The sequence below is a fragment of the Pseudomonas sp. B5(2017) genome (genome assembly GCF_002112825.1).
In the GTDB taxonomy this organism is placed as follows: domain Bacteria; phylum Pseudomonadota; class Gammaproteobacteria; order Pseudomonadales; family Pseudomonadaceae; genus Aquipseudomonas; species Aquipseudomonas putida_Z.
This window is the reverse complement of record NZ_NEIR01000022.1, coordinates 1-15,539: the sequence shown is the minus strand read 5'-3', so window position 1 is coordinate 15,539 and position 15,539 is coordinate 1. Positions and strand designations below refer to the sequence as shown.

Annotated in this window: 16 protein-coding genes; 12 read left to right on the top strand and 4 right to left on the bottom strand. The window is 64.1% G+C overall.

Translation table 11 applies throughout. The features are described 5' to 3' along the window. Positions 1–49: 49 nt before the first annotated feature. Positions 50–589, bottom strand: a complete 540-nt coding sequence (locus CAG00_RS25685) for an Rrf2 family transcriptional regulator (protein WP_003259245.1) — start codon at positions 587–589, stop codon at positions 50–52. 258 nt (positions 590–847) lie between these two features. Here CAG00_RS25685 and CAG00_RS25680 point away from each other — a divergent pair, with 258 nt between their 5' ends. Next, positions 848–2,050: an NAD(P)/FAD-dependent oxidoreductase gene (locus tag CAG00_RS25680; RefSeq protein ID WP_085665649.1), complete on the top strand. Its 1,203-nt coding sequence runs from the start codon at positions 848–850 to the stop codon at positions 2,048–2,050. 167 nt (positions 2,051–2,217) lie between these two features. Here the strand turns inward: CAG00_RS25680 and CAG00_RS25675 are convergent, their stop codons facing one another. Next, on the bottom strand, positions 2,218–3,624 hold the full coding sequence (locus CAG00_RS25675) for a cytosine permease (RefSeq protein ID WP_025338792.1): 1,407 nt from the start codon (positions 3,622–3,624) through the stop codon (positions 2,218–2,220). 317 nt (positions 3,625–3,941) lie between these two features. Here CAG00_RS25675 and CAG00_RS25670 point away from each other — a divergent pair, with 317 nt between their 5' ends. The 10 genes from CAG00_RS25670 to CAG00_RS25620 all read left to right on the top strand — a co-directional run bounded on the left by CAG00_RS25670 (position 3,942) and on the right by CAG00_RS25620 (position 13,272). Then, positions 3,942–4,427 carry a flavin reductase family protein gene (locus tag CAG00_RS25670; RefSeq protein WP_003259250.1) on the top strand — a complete coding sequence of 162 codons (486 nt, stop codon included), beginning with the start codon at positions 3,942–3,944 and terminating at the stop codon, positions 4,425–4,427. A 75-nt stretch (positions 4,428–4,502) separates the two neighbouring features. Next, the gene (locus CAG00_RS25665; protein WP_085665648.1) at positions 4,503–5,543 is read left to right on the top strand and encodes an LLM class flavin-dependent oxidoreductase; all 1,041 of its coding nucleotides are present in this window, start codon (positions 4,503–4,505) and stop codon (positions 5,541–5,543) included. A gap of 334 nt (positions 5,544–5,877) precedes the next feature. Beyond that, positions 5,878–6,474: an amino acid synthesis family protein gene (locus tag CAG00_RS25655; RefSeq protein WP_003258678.1), complete on the top strand. Its 597-nt coding sequence runs from the start codon at positions 5,878–5,880 to the stop codon at positions 6,472–6,474. 68 nt (positions 6,475–6,542) lie between these two features. Then, positions 6,543–7,376, top strand: a complete 834-nt coding sequence (locus CAG00_RS25650; RefSeq protein WP_025338790.1) for an alpha/beta fold hydrolase — start codon at positions 6,543–6,545, stop codon at positions 7,374–7,376. Next, positions 7,373–8,854: an aldehyde dehydrogenase gene (locus CAG00_RS25645; RefSeq protein WP_015270730.1), complete on the top strand. Its 1,482-nt coding sequence runs from the start codon at positions 7,373–7,375 to the stop codon at positions 8,852–8,854. The genes CAG00_RS25650 and CAG00_RS25645 overlap by 4 nt, the downstream gene beginning before the upstream one ends. 13 nt (positions 8,855–8,867) lie before the next feature. Continuing rightward, entirely contained in the window at positions 8,868–9,353 is a 486-nt protein-coding gene (locus CAG00_RS25640; RefSeq protein WP_003258675.1) for a flavin reductase family protein, read from the top strand. Positions 9,354–9,495: 142 nt separating this feature from the next. Continuing rightward, positions 9,496–9,885, top strand: coding sequence for a carboxymuconolactone decarboxylase family protein (locus CAG00_RS25635; protein WP_085665646.1), 390 nt, complete (start codon positions 9,496–9,498; stop codon positions 9,883–9,885). 90 nt (positions 9,886–9,975) lie between these two features. Beyond that, entirely contained in the window at positions 9,976–10,722 is a 747-nt protein-coding gene (locus CAG00_RS25630; protein ID WP_013973031.1) for a GntR family transcriptional regulator, read from the top strand. Positions 10,723–10,743: 21 nt separating this feature from the next. Then, on the top strand, positions 10,744–11,307 hold the full coding sequence (locus CAG00_RS25625) for an NUDIX hydrolase (protein WP_085617095.1): 564 nt from the start codon (positions 10,744–10,746) through the stop codon (positions 11,305–11,307). Positions 11,308–11,490: 183 nt separating this feature from the next. Then, entirely contained in the window at positions 11,491–13,272 is a 1,782-nt protein-coding gene (locus CAG00_RS25620) for an ATP-binding protein (RefSeq protein WP_085665645.1), read from the top strand. 3 nt (positions 13,273–13,275) lie between these two features. On the opposite strand, the gene CAG00_RS25615 is transcribed toward CAG00_RS25620, so the two are convergent. After that, positions 13,276–13,908, bottom strand: coding sequence for a LysE family translocator (locus CAG00_RS25615; protein WP_023660833.1), 633 nt, complete (start codon positions 13,906–13,908; stop codon positions 13,276–13,278). 240 nt (positions 13,909–14,148) lie between these two features. Beyond that, the gene (locus CAG00_RS25610) at positions 14,149–14,763 is read right to left on the bottom strand and encodes a LysE family translocator (RefSeq protein ID WP_015270734.1); all 615 of its coding nucleotides are present in this window, start codon (positions 14,761–14,763) and stop codon (positions 14,149–14,151) included. A 112-nt stretch (positions 14,764–14,875) separates the two neighbouring features. Here CAG00_RS25610 and CAG00_RS25605 point away from each other — a divergent pair, with 112 nt between their 5' ends. Then, positions 14,876–15,328, top strand: a complete 453-nt coding sequence (locus CAG00_RS25605) for an Lrp/AsnC family transcriptional regulator (protein ID WP_015270735.1) — start codon at positions 14,876–14,878, stop codon at positions 15,326–15,328. The last annotated feature ends 211 nt before the right edge of the window (positions 15,329–15,539 follow it).

Genomic DNA, 15,539 nt, shown 5'->3' with positions numbered 1-15,539 from the left:
ACCTGTGGGAGCGGGTTTACCCGCGAAGAGGCCGGCACTGGCAGCAGATTCAGACCTGACTGACCGGAATATCCCCTGCCCCTTTGCCCTCCCGCCGCTCACCCATCCAGGCATTGACCTTCTGCCCGAACTCGGCCGGCGCCTTGCGCCCGAACCGCCGCGCCAGATCAAGGATGGTCTGCTGCGCCAAGGCCTCTTCCATGCGCTTCTGCGCACCCAGCATCACCGCATGGATCGCGCAGGTGCCCTCGGTCGCCCAACCCGGCGGCGAACCCTCGAACAGGCTGCAACGCTCGCGAACTTCGCGGCAGTCGAAGATCTTCTTTGGCCCATCGATGGCATTGACGATATCCAGCACGGTGATTTCATCCGACGGCCGCGCCAGCCGGAAGCCGCCACGCACGCCCTCGGTGGCGGCCACCAGCCCGGCACGGGCCAGCTTGGTAAAGACCTTGGCCAGGTACTCCTGGGGTACACCCTGCAACTCCGCCAGGTCGCGCACGCTGGACTCGCGCGAGTCGCCCCGCTCGTCCACCAGGAACAGCAGGCAATGGATACCGTATTCGACGCCAGCACTGTAGAGCGACATATCTATCTCCGACCAATCTTGTCGCAAATAATACGCCGATAGCATCCGCACCGCAAAGCGCAAAGCTGCCGCCGGTCGGCCTTGGTTTTCCCTTAAGCCCAGTAAATACAGCTATTCGAGCCGCGAAATGGTGATGCGGAGTGTCGGCATGCGGAAAAAAAGACTTGCACGCACAAACTGCGATCAATACAGTCGTAGTTATTCGAGAGGCACACAACCCGCCCTCGAAGCCCCTTTCGAACCTTGCGGAGCACCTTCATGAAATCGAACATCCTCATCATCGGTGCCGGCTTTGCCGGTGTATGGAGCGCCCTGAGCGCTGCGCGCCTGCTCGATCAGGCCCAGCGTCCTGACATCAACATCAGCGTCCTCGCTCCGCAGCCTGAACTGCGCATCCGCCCGCGCTTCTACGAGGCCGACGTGCACGGCATGAAGGCCCCGCTGGGCGAGCTGTTCGAAGCCGTGGGCATTCACTTCATTCCGGGCAACGCCGACAGCATCGATACCGAAGGGCGCAGCGTCAGCTACACCGACGCCCAGGGGCACCGGCAACAGATCGCCTACGACCGCCTGATCCTTGCCGCCGGCAGCCAGGTCGCACGCCCGGCAGTGCCTGGCCTGGCCGAACATGCATTCGATGTCGACCAGATGGAATCGGCCATGCGCCTGGAACAGCACCTGGTCGGCCTGGCCGCCCAGCCCGCTTCGCCTGCACGCAACACTGTGGTGGTCTGCGGTGGTGGCTTCACAGGTATTGAAACCGCCACGGAAATGCCTGCCCGCCTGCGTGCCATCCTCGGTGCCAGTGCCGCGTTGCGGGTGGTGGTGGTCGACCGTGGTGCGCAAGTTGGTGCGGCGCTGGGCGCGGGTATCACGCCGTCGATCATCGCCGCCTGCGAACAAGCCGGGGTCGAGTGGAAGGCCGGGGCCTCGGTGGTAGCGGTCGATGCCGGTGGCGTTACCCTGGACAACGGCGAGCATATCGCCAGCAACACCGTGATCTGGACCGTTGGCGTGAAGGCCAGCCCGTTGACCGCACAGGTTGCCGGCGAGCGCGACAACTTCGGCCGGCTGAAAGTGGACGGCCACCTGAAGGTGCTGGGCCAGGACCATGTGTACGCCACAGGCGATACTGCCTGGGCCGCTGTGGACGAGCTGGGCAACCACGCCCTGATGACCTGCCAGCACGCCATCCCCATGGGCCGCCACTCCGGCAACAACGCCGCGGCCGACCTGCTCGGCCTGCAGCCGGTGGTGTACCGCCAGCCCAAGTACGTCACCTGCCTGGACCTGGGCGAATGGGGCGCGACGTTCAGCGAGGGTTGGGAGCGCGAACTGAAGCTGCACGGCCAGGAAGGCAAAGACCTCAAGCGCCAGATCAACTCGGTGTGGATCTACCCGCCAGCGGCTGATCGCGCCTTGGCACTGGCCGCTGCCGACCCGCTGATCGCGATCGTCTGACCGCAGCGAGGTGCAAGCTGAAATAACCGGGGCCGCATTGTGGCCCTTCGCGGGCATGCCCGCTCCCACAGGGATAGTGCAGCCTGCAAGGGCAACATGAAACCTGTGGGAGCGGGCGTGCCCGCGAAGGGGCGCAACGCGGCCCCAATACCTGCAACTACTCTCTATCAGTCATTGACACTCACAACCCGCCCCGCCTTCTCGGCAGCCTTGCCCCGGGTCGCCAGGCAGTAATACAGCGGCACCGTCACCAGCAGGCCGAACAGCCACGACAGGTCAGCCCCTTCGACGATATTGGAATACGGCCCCACATACAGCGACGTATTGGCAAACGGCAACTGCACCAGGATGCCGCAGGCATAGGCAATGATCGCGTGGTGGTTGAAGCGGCCATAGATGCCGCCGTCGGCACTGAAGATCGAGGCGATGTCGTACTGGCCCTTCTTGATCAGGTAGAAGTCGATCAGGTTGATCGATGCCCACGGTACCAGCACCAGCAGCAGTGCCAGGATCAGGCCGATGAACTGGCCGATGAAGTCCGCCGAGGCATTCAGCGCGACCATGCCACAGCCCACCAGAATCACCGCAGCCAGCACCACCCGCACCTTGATGCTCGGCGTCCACTCGGCGATGAAGGTCTGGATCGCGGTCACGATCGACAGCACCGCGCCATACAGATTGAGGGCGTTGTGGCTGATGATGTTGAGCAGGAACAGCACCATCAGGATCGGGCCCAGCCAGCCGGTGGCCTGCTTGACCGCGTCCATCGCATCGGTACCTTCCGGCACGCACAGCACCGCCACCGCACCAAAGCTGAAGCACAGGATGGTGCCCAGGGTAGCGCCGAAGTAGGTGGCCCAGAACGGCTTGGCAATGCCCACTTCACGCGGCAGGTAGCGCGAGTAGTCGGAGGTATACGGCGAGAAGCTGATCTGCCAGATGGTGCCCAGCGACACGGTGGCGATGAAGCCCGACAGGTTGAACGCGCCACGGCTGAAGAAGTCGGCCGGCAGTTCCTGGGCGAACATCATGATGAAACCGGCCAGCAACGCCGAACCCATCACCCAGGTACCGATGCGGTTGAGGATGTGGATGAAGCGGTAACCGATCACGCCAATGGCGGTGGCACTCAGCGCACCGATCACGATCGCGCCCGGCATCGGCACGCTAGGGGTGATGCCGTGGATGGTCTTGCCCGCCAGGACGATGTTGGAAATGAAGAAGCCGACATAGATCAGCGCGGTGAAGAACACGATCAGCAAGGCGCCGTAGCGGCCGAACTGGCCACGGCTCTGCACCATTTGCGGAATGCCCAGCTGCGGTCCCTGCGCAGAAGCAAGGGCAATGACCACGCCCCCGACCAGATGGCCCAGCACGATGGCGACCAGGCCCCACAACAGGTTCAGGTGGAACACCTGGACCACCATGGCGCCGGTGACGATGGGCAGTGGCGCGATGTTGGTACTGAACCAGAGGGTGAACAGGTCGCGCGCCTTCCCGTGGCGCTCGGCAGGTGGAACGTAATCGACCGTGTGATTCTCGACAAACTGGTGTTGCGACGACGGTTGGGACATAGGATTCAGCTCGAAAGGTCGTTTTTATCTTTGTAAGGAAACCGCATCTAGGCGGCCTCTCAGCTGCGGACCATATTATGGTATTCCAAACTTTTGACAACACTGATGCGTAGGAAAAAACGCCCACTGATCCGCTCGCGCAACCCCTGCGGCAAACCGCCTCACCGCTCAAAGCCACGGTATACGCGGGCTTGAGCCGTTCATCGCGCAATACCCTAGCTTGAAAATTCCGCTTGCAAAATAGGTATTACGGTATACCATCAGACACATCAACGATAAAAACCGCGGACCACCGCAGCCCTATAGAGGTACACCAGATGATCGACGCAACCGTCTACAAGCATGTCCTGGGCTCCTTCCCGTCCGGCGTTACCGTCATCACCACCCTGGACGACGATGGCTCGGTCGTCGGCCTGACCGCCAGCGCCTTCTCCTCCCTGTCGATGGACCCGCCGCTGGTGCTGTTCTGCCCCAACTACACCTCCGACTCCTACCCCGTGCTGATCAGGCAGAAGCGCTTCGCCATTCATCTGTTGTCCGGTGAACAGCAGGCCGAAGCCTATGCGTTCGCCAAGAAGGGCAAGGACAAGGCCAGTGGTATCGAGTGGTCCCTGAGCGAACTGGGCAACCCGATCCTGGCCGGTGCCACCGCGGTCATCGAATGCGAACTGTGGCGCGAATACGAAGGTGGCGACCACGCCATCATGGTCGGCAAGGTGCACAACCTGATCGTCCCTGAAGAGGCGCCACGGCCGATGGTGTACTGCCGCGGCAAGATGGCCAGCCTGCCGGCCTTTGCCTGAAGCCTATTCTGAATCGAGACCGCTGGTGCCAACCCTGCCAGGCGCCAGCCCCTTTCAAGCGTTGAGGAAAGCCCCATGAAATTTTCGTTGTTCGTGCACATGGAACGTTGGGATGAACAGGTCAGCCACCGCCAGCTGTTCGAAGACCTGACCGAACTGACCCTGATGGCCGAGAACGGCGGTTTCAGCACCGTGTGGATCGGCGAACACCACGCCATGGAATACACCATTTCGCCAAGCCCGATGCCGCTGCTGGCCTACCTGGCTGCGCGCACCGACAAGATCCGCCTGGGCGCCGGCACCATCATCGCGCCGTTCTGGAACCCGATCCGCGTGGCGGGCGAATGCGCCCTGCTCGACGTGATCAGCAATGGCCGCATGGAAGTGGGCCTGGCGCGTGGCGCCTACCAGTTCGAATTCGACCGCATGGCAGGCGGCATGCCGGCCACCGACGGCGGCAAGGCCCTGCGCGAAATGGTGCCGGTGGTGCGCAAGCTGTGGGAAGGCGACTACGCCCATGACGGCGAAGTCTACAAGTTCCCCACATCTACCAGCGTGCCGAAGCCGTTCAACGCCACCCCACCGATGTGGATCGCCGCTCGCGACCCGGACTCGCACAACTTCGCCGTGGCCAATGGCTGCAACGTCATGGTCACCCCGCTGATGAAGGGTGACGAGGAAGTGCTGGACCTGAAGAACAAGTTCCAGGCTGCCCTGGACAACAACCCAGGCGTGCCGCGCCCACAACTGATGGTGCTGCGCCACACCCACGTGCACAGCCCGGCCGAGCCGGAAGGCTGGAAAGTCGGCGCCCAGGCCATCTCGCGCTTCTACCGCACCTTCGATGCCTGGTTCGGCAACAAGACCACCCCGGTCAACGGCTTCCTCGAGCCGAGCCCGGAATCGAAGTTCGCCGAAGTGCCGGCGTTCGAGCTGGAGAACATCCGCAAGAACACCATGATCGGCACGCCGGAAGAGGTCATCGCGCGTATCAAGTACTACCAGGAACTTGGCGTCGACGAGTTCAGCTTCTGGTGCGACAACAGCCTGCCCCACGCCGAGAAGAAGAAATCGCTGGAGCTGTTCATCAAGGAAGTGGTGCCGGCGTTCGCCTGATTTCCCATTACCTGAAACATTGCGGGACGCGCCCGCTCCCGTGGGCCCCGTGGCCCGCGTGAGCGGGCTTTTTTTTGGGGATTGATCCGTTGCCTGTACCGGCCTCTTCGCGGGTAAACCCGCTCCCACAGGTATGGCGCAGACCATGAACCCTGTGGGGTACCTGTGGGAGCGGGTTCACCCGCGAAGAGGCCGGTACAGAACGCCACAAAAACCCCGATACACAGCGCCTTTCGTCCCCTCGCAAGAGAAATTTCCAGCCACCTCTTGCACAACAAATATTATGGTATACCATCAGACAACAAGAGCTGATAACCCTCACCAGGAGCCACCCATGAGTTTCGAAATCCGCAAGATCGTCACCTACTCCGAAGAGACCCGCATCGAAGGCGGCAAGGCCACCGACAAGCCGGTGACCATGGTCGGCCTGGCCGTCGTGATCAAAAACCCATGGGCCGGTCGCGGTTTCGTTGAAGATCTGAAGCCGGAAATCCGTGCCAACTGCTCGGACCTGGGTGCCCTGATGGTCGAGCGCCTGACTGCAGCCATCGGCGGCGCCGACAAGATCGAAGCCTACGGCAAGGCCGCAGTCGTCGGTGCCGACGGCGAAATCGAACACGCCTCGGCGGTGATCCACACCCTGCGCTTCGGCAACCACTACCGCGAAGCGGTACAGGCCAAGAGCTACCTGAGCTTCACCAACAAGCGCGGCGGCCCGGGCACCTCGATCCAGATCCCGATGATGCAGAAGGACGACGAAGGCCTGCGCTCGCACTACATCACCCTGGAAATGCAGATCGAAGATGCCCCGCGCGCCGATGAAATCGTCGTGGTCCTGGGCGCCTCCGACGGCGGCCGCCTGCACCCGCGCATCGGCAACCGCTACATCGACCTGGAAGAACTGGCTGCCGAAAAAGCCAACGCTCAATAACAACAACCAAGACGGGCCGGGGCGTGGCGTGCTTACCCGCCGCGCCCGACCTTCAAGGAGCGCCCTCCATGATTCAGCCTGTCGCTGAACGCACACCCGCCGGCACCAGCTACCTGTCCGTCGGCCAGGGCCAACCCGTGGTACTGATTCACGGCGTGGGCCTGAACAAGGAAATGTGGGGCGGTCAGTTCGTTGGCCTGGCCAACGACTACCGCGTCATCGCCTACGACATGCTCGGCCACGGCCAGAGCGCACTGCCAGCCGCGGACATCGGCCTGGAAGGCTATGCCGCCCAGCTCGCCGAACTGCTCGACCACCTGCAGATCGCGCAAGCCACCGTGATCGGCTTCTCCATGGGCGGCCTGGTCGCCCGGGCGTTCGCCCTCGGCTACCCGCAGCGCCTGGCCGCACTGGTAGTGCTCAACAGTGTGTTCAACCGCACCCCCGAGCAGAGTGCCGGCGTTATCGCCCGCGCCGCCCAGGCTGCGCAGCTGGGCCCCGACGCCAACGTCGACGCCGCGCTCGACCGCTGGTTCAGCCGTGAATACAAGGCTGCCAACCCGGCGCAGGTCGCCGCCATTCGCCAGGTGCTGGCGAGCAACGACCCGCAGGGCTACCACACCACTTATTCGCTGTTCGCCACCCAGGACATGTACCGCGCCGCCGACCTGGCCAGTATCCAGGTGCCGACGCTGATCGCCACCGGCGAACTCGACTCGGGCTCCACCCCGGCCATGACCCGCCAGCTTGCCGCCAGCATTCCTGGCGCGCACAGCGTGGTCCTCGCCGAGCAACGGCATATGATGCCGGTGGAAGCACCGCGTGAAGTCAACAAGATGCTGCTGGACTTCCTCGCGCAAGCCCGCACCCTCACCGAATCCGCCAAGGGGATTGTTGCATGACCCTCGTTCGTTTCCAGATGTGCATCGACGGCCAATGGCGCGATGCCCAGAGCGGCAAGACCTTCGACAGCCTCAACCCGGCCACCGCTCAGGCCTGGGCGCAACTGCCCGACGCCGACGAGGCCGATGTGGAGCTGGCCGTGCAGGCCGCCCAGCGTGCCTTCGACAGCAAGGAGTGGCGCAGCATCACCGCCACCGCGCGCGGCAAGCTGCTGCGTCGCCTGGGTGACCTGATTGCCGAAAACAAGGAACACCTGGCCCAGCTGGAAAGCCGTGACAACGGCAAGCTGATCCGCGAAACCCGCGGCCAGGTCGGCTATCTGCCGGAGTTCTTCCACTACACCGCAGGCCTTGCCGACAAGCTTGAAGGCGGCACCCTGCCGCTGGACAAGCCCGACCTGTTCGCCTACACCGTGCACGAGCCGATCGGCGTGGTGGCCGGGATCATCCCGTGGAACAGCCCGCTGTACCTCACCGCAATCAAGCTGGCCCCGGCCCTGGCCGCCGGCAACACCATCGTGCTCAAGCCGTCCGAGCACGCCTCGGCGACCATCCTCGAGCTGGCCCGCCTGGCCCTCGAGGCCGGCTTCCCGGCCGGTGTGGTCAACGTGGTCACCGGCTACGGCCCCAGCACCGGCGCGGCGCTGACCCGCCACCCGCTGGTGCGCAAGATAGCCTTCACCGGCGGCGCCGCCACCGCCCGCCACGTGGTGCGCAGCAGCGCCGAGAACTTCGCCAAGCTGTCGCTGGAGCTGGGCGGCAAGTCGCCGAACATCATCTTCGCCGATGCCGACCTGGACAGCGCCATCAACGGCGCCGTGGCCGGCATCTATGCCGCCTCCGGGCAAAGCTGCGTGGCCGGCTCGCGCCTGCTGGTGCAGGACGAGATCTTCGACGAGTTCGTCGAACGCCTGATCGCTCGCGCCAAGCGCATCCGCATCGGCAACCCGCAGGACGATGCCAGCGAAATGGGCCCCATGGCCACCGCGCAACAGCTGGCCGTGGTCGAAGGCCTGGTGGCCGCGGCCAAGGCCGAGGGCGCCAAGCTGCACATGGGCGGCAAGCGTGCCGAGGTCGAGGGTGACGGCTGGTTCTACGAGCCGACCCTGTTCGAGTGCGACAGCAACTCGATGACCATCATGCAGGAAGAGGTGTTCGGCCCGGTTGCCGCGGTAATCCGCTTCAAGACCGAGGAAGAGGCCCTGGCCATCGCCAACGACTCGCAGTTCGGCCTGGCCGCCGGCATCTGGACCCGCGACCTGGGCCGTGCCCACCGCCTGGCCCGCGACGTGCGTTCGGGGATCATATGGGTCAACACCTACCGTGCCGTGTCGGCCATGGCGCCGATCGGCGGGTTCAAGAACAGCGGCTACGGCCGTGAGAGCGGCATCGATTCGGTGCTGGCCTATACCGAGCTGAAGACGGTGTGGATCAACCTGTCCACCGCGCCGATGCCCGACCCGTTTGTGATGCGCTAAGAGGTAGCACAAGATGATCGAACCAGGCATCTACAAAGACGTGATGGGCTCCTTCCCGTCCGGCGTCACGGTGGTCACCACCCTCGACGCCGACGGTGGCATCGTCGGCATCACCGCCAGCGCGTTCAGCGCGCTGTCGATCGACCCGGCGCTGGTGCTGTTCTGCCCCAACTACGCATCCGACACCTACCCCATCCTGCGTGACAGCAAGCAGTTCGCGATTCACCTGCTGTCCGCCGACCAGACCGCCGAGGCCTATGCCTTCGCCGGCAAGGGCAAGGACAAGGCCAAAGGCATCGACTGGCACCTGAGCGAGCTGGGCAACCCGCTGCTGGCCAAGGCCACGGCGATCATCGAGTGCGAACTGTGGCGCGAGTACGACGGCGGTGACCACGCGATCATCGTCGGCGCGGTGAAGAACCTGGTGCTGCCGGCCGAGCCGGTGACCCCGATGGTCTACCACAAGGGCAAGCTGGGCGCCCTGCCGCCCTTGGGTTGATAGACCGCGTTGGCTTCTTCGCGGGCTCGCCCGCTCCCACAGGTACAGCGCAGGTTTCAGCACCTGTGCAATCCCTGTGGGAGCGGGCAAGCCCGCGAAGAAGCCAACACCGATGACTCTGTTTTGATCCGGAGTACTGCACATGAACAATGAAAAGTACGAAAAAGGCCTGCAGATCCGCACCCAGGTGCTGGGCGAGGACTACGTCAACCGCTCTATCCAGAACGCCGACGACTTCACCAAGCCGTTGCAGGAGCTGGTCACCGAATACTGCTGGGGCCATGTCTGGGGCCGCGAAGGCTTGTCGCTCAAAGAGCGCAGCATGATAAACTTGGCCATGATTTCCGCGCTCAACCGGCCCCACGAGCTCAAGCTGCACATTCGCGGCGCCTTGCGTAATGGCCTGAGCCGTGAACAGATTCGCGAGATCCTGCTCCAGGTCGGCATTTATTGCGGCGTGCCCGCGGCGGTGGACAGTTTCCGCCTGGCCCGCGAAGCGTTCGCTGAAGCCGATGCGGAGTCAACCCGTTAACACCGGGCTGTTCGAACCCACGCAAGGAGCACCCAAGGTTCGTGGTGCTGTTGCGGTTGCGGCCGGGCAACCTCTTTAAGAGCGCACTTGATGAAACGCCAGCCACTCGACGACAGCTTCAAGGTCAACCGCAACCCCGTTACCCTGCGCGAAATCGTGCTCGACAAGCTGCGCGCCGCGATCATGAATTTCCACCTGCTGCCAGGCGACCGCCTGGTCGAGCGCGACCTCTGCGACCGCCTCGGGGTCAGCCGCACCTCGGTGCGTGAAGCCCTGCGCCACCTGGAGTCCGAAGGCCTGGTGGAATTCGCCGACGCCAAGGGCCCGCGCGTGGCCATCATCACCCTGGAAGACGCCCGCGACATCTACGAGCTGCGCTGCGTGCTCGAAGGCCTGATCGTGCAGCTGTTCACCCTCAACGCCAAGGCCAAGGACATCCGCGCCCTGGAACGCGCGCTGGAGGTCAACCGCGAAGCCCTCGAGGAAGGCGAACTGCAACAGGTGCTGGACTCGGTACAAGGTTTCTACGATGTGCTGCTGGAAGGCTCCGGCAACCAGGTGGCGGCCCAGCAGCTGCGCCAGTTGCAGGCGCGCATCAGCTACCTGCGCGCCACCTCGGTGTCGCAGGAGAACCGCCGCGGCGCCAGCAACCGCGAAATGGAAAAGATCGTCGAGGCGATCAAGAGCGGCGACCCGCTGGTTGCCCACCAGGCCTCGGTCGACCACGTCCGCGCCGCCGCCAAGGTGGCCCTGGACTACCTGCGCCAAAAGCAGGATGACAACGTCAAGGTGCGCGAGATGGTCGAGCCCCTGGCCTTGAAGGACCCACGCATATAAGCCACCCACAGGCCAGCGATCATGCCCAACGCCCCGCGCTACTGCCCGCACTGCACCACGGAACTGGCCCGGGGCGTTCCCACAGGCGACACCCACGAACGCCTGCACTGCACCGGCTGCGGCTACATCCACTACATCAACCCGAAGATCATCGCCGGCTGCATCATCGAGCGTGATGGCAAGTACCTGCTGTGCCAGCGCGCCATCCCACCGCGCCCCGGCACCTGGACCTTGCCGGCCGGGTTCATGGAGGCCGGCGAAACCACCGAGCAGGCGGCCCTGCGCGAGGTCTGGGAAGAAAGCGGCGTACGCGCCGAAATCGTCTCGCCGTACTCGATCTTCAGCGTCCCGAGGATCAGCGAGGTCTACATCATCTTCCGCGCCATCGCCACCGAGGAAACCGGGCAGTACGGGGCGGAAACGCTGGCGTACAGGTTCTTCGAACCGGACGAGATCCCGTGGGACGAAATCTACTACCCGGCAATCCGGCAGATTCTCGAGCGCTATATCCTCGAGCGGCAGGCCGGGGTTTATGGCATCTACATGGGCAATGACGACACTGGCAAGGTGCACTTCATTCGCTAGCCTGTACCGGCCTCTTCGCGGGCCTGCCCGCTCCCACCTGTACGGCGCAAAGCTTGAGCAATGTGCTATCCCTGTGGGAGCGGGCAAGCCCGCGAAGAGGCCGGTACAGCCACCAAAAATTCTCGCCAAACGTCTATTCTGGATGCACCCTTAAGGCCTTACGCAAAAGGACCAGCAGAGCACATGGCAAAATGGCTAGACGGCGGCGGGCTGATGGCCGAGCGCATCCGCAACCACGATTGGGCCGCCACCACACTGGGCCCGCTGCAGCACTGGCCCGACCCGCTGAAAACCAGCCTGGCCCTGTGCCTGGCCTCGCGCTTCCCGCAAGCCGTGCTCTGGGGCCCTGACCTGCTCACCCTGCACAACGACGCTTTCTCGCCGATACTCGGGCAAAAGCCCTCGGCCCTGGGCATCCCCTTCCGCGCCGTGTGGCAGGAAGCCTGGGCCGACATCGGCCACATGGCCAACCGCGCCCTGGCCGGCGAGGCGGTGTACATCGAAGACTTCCCGCTCGTCATCGACCGCAACGGCGGCCCCGAACGGGCCTATTTCACCTTCTGCTACAGCCCCATCCGCGACCACGACGGCAAGGTGCTGGGCATGCTCGATACAGTCACCGAAACCACCGCCAGCGTGCTCGCCAACCAGCGCCTGAAATTCCTCGACGACCTTGGCCGCGCCGTGGCAGATGCCACCGACCCGGACCAGATCCTTGCCACTACCACGCGCATGCTGGTCGAGCACCTGCAACTGTCGAGTTGCGCCTATGCGGTGATGGAGCCCGACGAAGACGGTTTCACCATCTGCGGTGACGCTGTGGCGCCCGGCTCGCCGCATCTGTTGGGCCGCTATCGCTTGCAGGATTTCGGCAAGCTGGCGCTCGGCCGCCTGCGCAGTGGCCTGCCGTTGGTCATCCAGGACAACCTGAGCGAGCTGTCCCCCGAGGAAGCTGCCACCTTCCAGGCCATCGGCATTACCGCGACCATTTGCATGCCCCTGATCAAAGGCGGCCGGCTGACCGCGCTGATGGCCATCCACGACAAGGCGCCACGGGAATGGACCCACTATGAACAGGCGCTGATCAGCGAAGTCACCGAGCGCTCCTGGGCGCACGTCCAGCGGGTGCAGGCCCACATCGAAGTGCGCGAGGCCATGGCGGCACTGGAGGCGCTGAATGCCACCCTCGAACAGCGCGTGGATGAACGCACCAGCCAGTTGCTGCACACAGAAGCCGTGCTGCGCCAGGCCCAGAAGCTCGAAGCCATCGGCCAACTGACCGGCGGCGTGGCCCATGACTTCAACAACCTACTGACCATCATTCGCTCGTCGCTGCATTTTCTGCAGCGCCCCAACCTCGATGCACAGCGCCGCGAGCGCTACCTCAAGACCATGTCCGACACTGTCGACCGCGGTACCAGGCTGACCGGCCAGTTGCTGGCCTTCGCCCGCCGCCAGGCCCTGAGCCCGCAAGTGTTCGAGGTTGGGCCACGGCTGGAGGCCATGGCCGACATGCTCGACACGGCCACCGGTGCGCGGATCCAGGTCGAGCTGCAGTTGCCGCAGGCGCCTTGCCATATCCGCGCCGACCTCAACCAGCTGGAAACCGCGGTAATCAACCTGATGCTCAACGGCCGCGATGCCATGGCCGGCGAAGGCACCTTGCAGCTGCGCCTGCAGGCCGACCAGCGCCTGCCCGCCCTGCGCGGCCAGGCGCCACAGCCGGGCCAGTTCGCGGCGATTTCGGTGAGCGACAGCGGTGTCGGCATTGCCGCCGAACTGCTGGAGCGCATCTTCGACCCGTTCTTCACCACCAAGGCACCGGGTGAAGGCACCGGGCTCGGGCTGTCGCAGGTGTTCGGTTTTGCCAAGCAGTCCGGGGGCGATGTGCAAGTGAACAGTGTCCCAGGCCAGGGCACCACCTTTACCTTGTACCTGCCCCAGGAGCCGCCGCCTGAGGCCTAGCGGTCAGCGCCGCCCTTCGGCCAGCATGCGCACGGCCAGGCCCGCCAGCACCGTACCCATCAGCCAGCGCTGAACCTGCTGCCACAACGGGCGACCGGCGAGGAATACGGCGATCGACCCTGCCATGATCGCGATCAGTGCATTGACCGAAACGCTGATGGCGATCTGCGTCGACCCCAGCACCAGCGACTGCAGCAGCACGCTGCCATGCCCCGGCTCGATGAACTGCGGCATCAACGACAGGTACATGACGGCGATCTTGGGGTTTAGCAGGCTGGTGGCAAAGCCCATGGTGAACAGCCGCCGCGGGCTGTCGGCAGGCAGGTCGCGAACCTGGAACGGCGAACGGCCACCAGGGCGCAGCGCCTGCCAGGCCAGGTACAACAGGTACAGCGCGCCACCGATGCGCAGCGCGTCGTAGGCAAAAGGCACGGCCATCACCAGGGCGGTGATGCCCAGCGCGGCGCAGAACATGTAGATGACGAAGCCCAGGGCCACACCACCCAACGAAATCAGCCCGGCCTTGCGGCCCTGGCAGATCGAGCGGGAGATCAGGTAGATCATGTTCGGCCCTGGGGTCAGGACCATGCCGAGGCAGATCAGGGCGAAGGTGAGCAGTTGCGTGGTTTCGGGCATGGGGCACTTCCTGGTTGTGCGTTGAAGTGCTGCGAGTTTATCCGAGGCCATGCATGTCGTCTTTACCCTTGGCACTCGCCTGCCAGGTTAACGCGGCAACCTGTAGGAGCGGCCTTGTGTCGCGATAGGGCTGCAAAGCAGCCCCAGGATTTCAGCGCAGGTGCACAAATCGTCGGGGCTGCTTTGCAGCCCTATCGCGACACAAGGCCGCTCCTACAAGGGCCAGCGCAGGCCAGTGAGTCAGCTGATCTGGCCGGCTATCAAGCCCAGGGCCACCGTGATCATCGCCACCCCCGACACCCGGCCAACCAGCTTCGCCGCCCCCGGCCGGGTGCTCAGCACGGCTTTGGCGCCATAACCGACCAGCGAGTAGATCACCAGCGAACTGCACAGGTGCACCAGGCCCAGCAGCAAGATCTGCAACGGCACCGGCCAGCTCGACTGCGGATCGGTGAACTGCGGCAACAACGCCAGGAACAGCAAAAACACTTTCGGGTTCAGGCCACTGACGCAAAACCCTTTCAATGCCCAGCGGGACCCCGACTCCCCCGCACCATCCTGCCCGGCCGCCGGCAATGCCGGGCTCAGCAGCAGGTTGCCACCCAGCCACAGCAGGTAGCTGCACCCCGCCAGGGTCAGCAAGGTCAGCGCCAGCGGGTGGCCGGCCAGCAGGCTGCCGACCCCGGCCGCCACCACCAGGGTCGCAAGGAAATGCCCCGACAACATCCCCGCCACCGCGGGCATCACCCAGCGCCCGCGCATGCCGGCCGAAATGGCGTAGGCCCAGTCCGCGCCCGGGGTAATCACGAACAGCATCGACACGGCCCAGAACGCCGTCAGAACACTGAGAGCCACTTGAATCTTCCTTTTTCCACTGCTTTGGGATGACGAAAGATTACGGATTCCGCCGAGGGATTTTCTTTCGTATATTCCCCAACAGCCCTCAATTACTGGAAGATCCTTCTCGATGGACAGGACTGATCGAAAAATCCTTGCCGAACTGCAAAAAGACGGTCGGCTATCGGTGACCGAGTTGGCAGACCGTGTGGGGCTCAGCCTGTCGCCCTGCCATCGGCGCTTGAAGGCACTGGAGGAATCAGGGGCGATTCTTGGCTATCACGCCCGCCTGGCGCCGAGCGCCCTGGGGCTGAACTTTGCCGCGCTGGTGTTCGTGACCCTGCGCGAAGTCACCCGCCAGCCGGTAGCGGACTTTGAAGCGGCGCTGGCCGAAATCCCGCAGATCGTCGAGGCGCAGCGGCTGTTTGGCGACCCGGATTACCTGCTGCATGTGGTGGCCAAGGATTTGCCGGCGTTCCAGAAGCTGTATGACGAGCAGCTGACCAGCATTCCCAATGTGAAGCGGTTGAGTTCGACCCTGGTGATGAAAGAGGTGATTCAGGATCGGTTGTTGCCGATGTAGCGTTGTTGCCTGTGCCGGCCCTTTCGCGGGCTCGCCCGCTCCCACCTCGACCGCATTGATTTCAAGCCATGCGCAGTACCTGTGGGAGCGGGTTCACCCGCGAAAGGGCCGGCACAGGCGATCTTTTATCTGCCCTGCAAACGCGCACGGCGCACCACCAAAGCACACCGCTTCTAGCCTCCACAAGGCCCAAACCCCTCTAGCCCAAGCC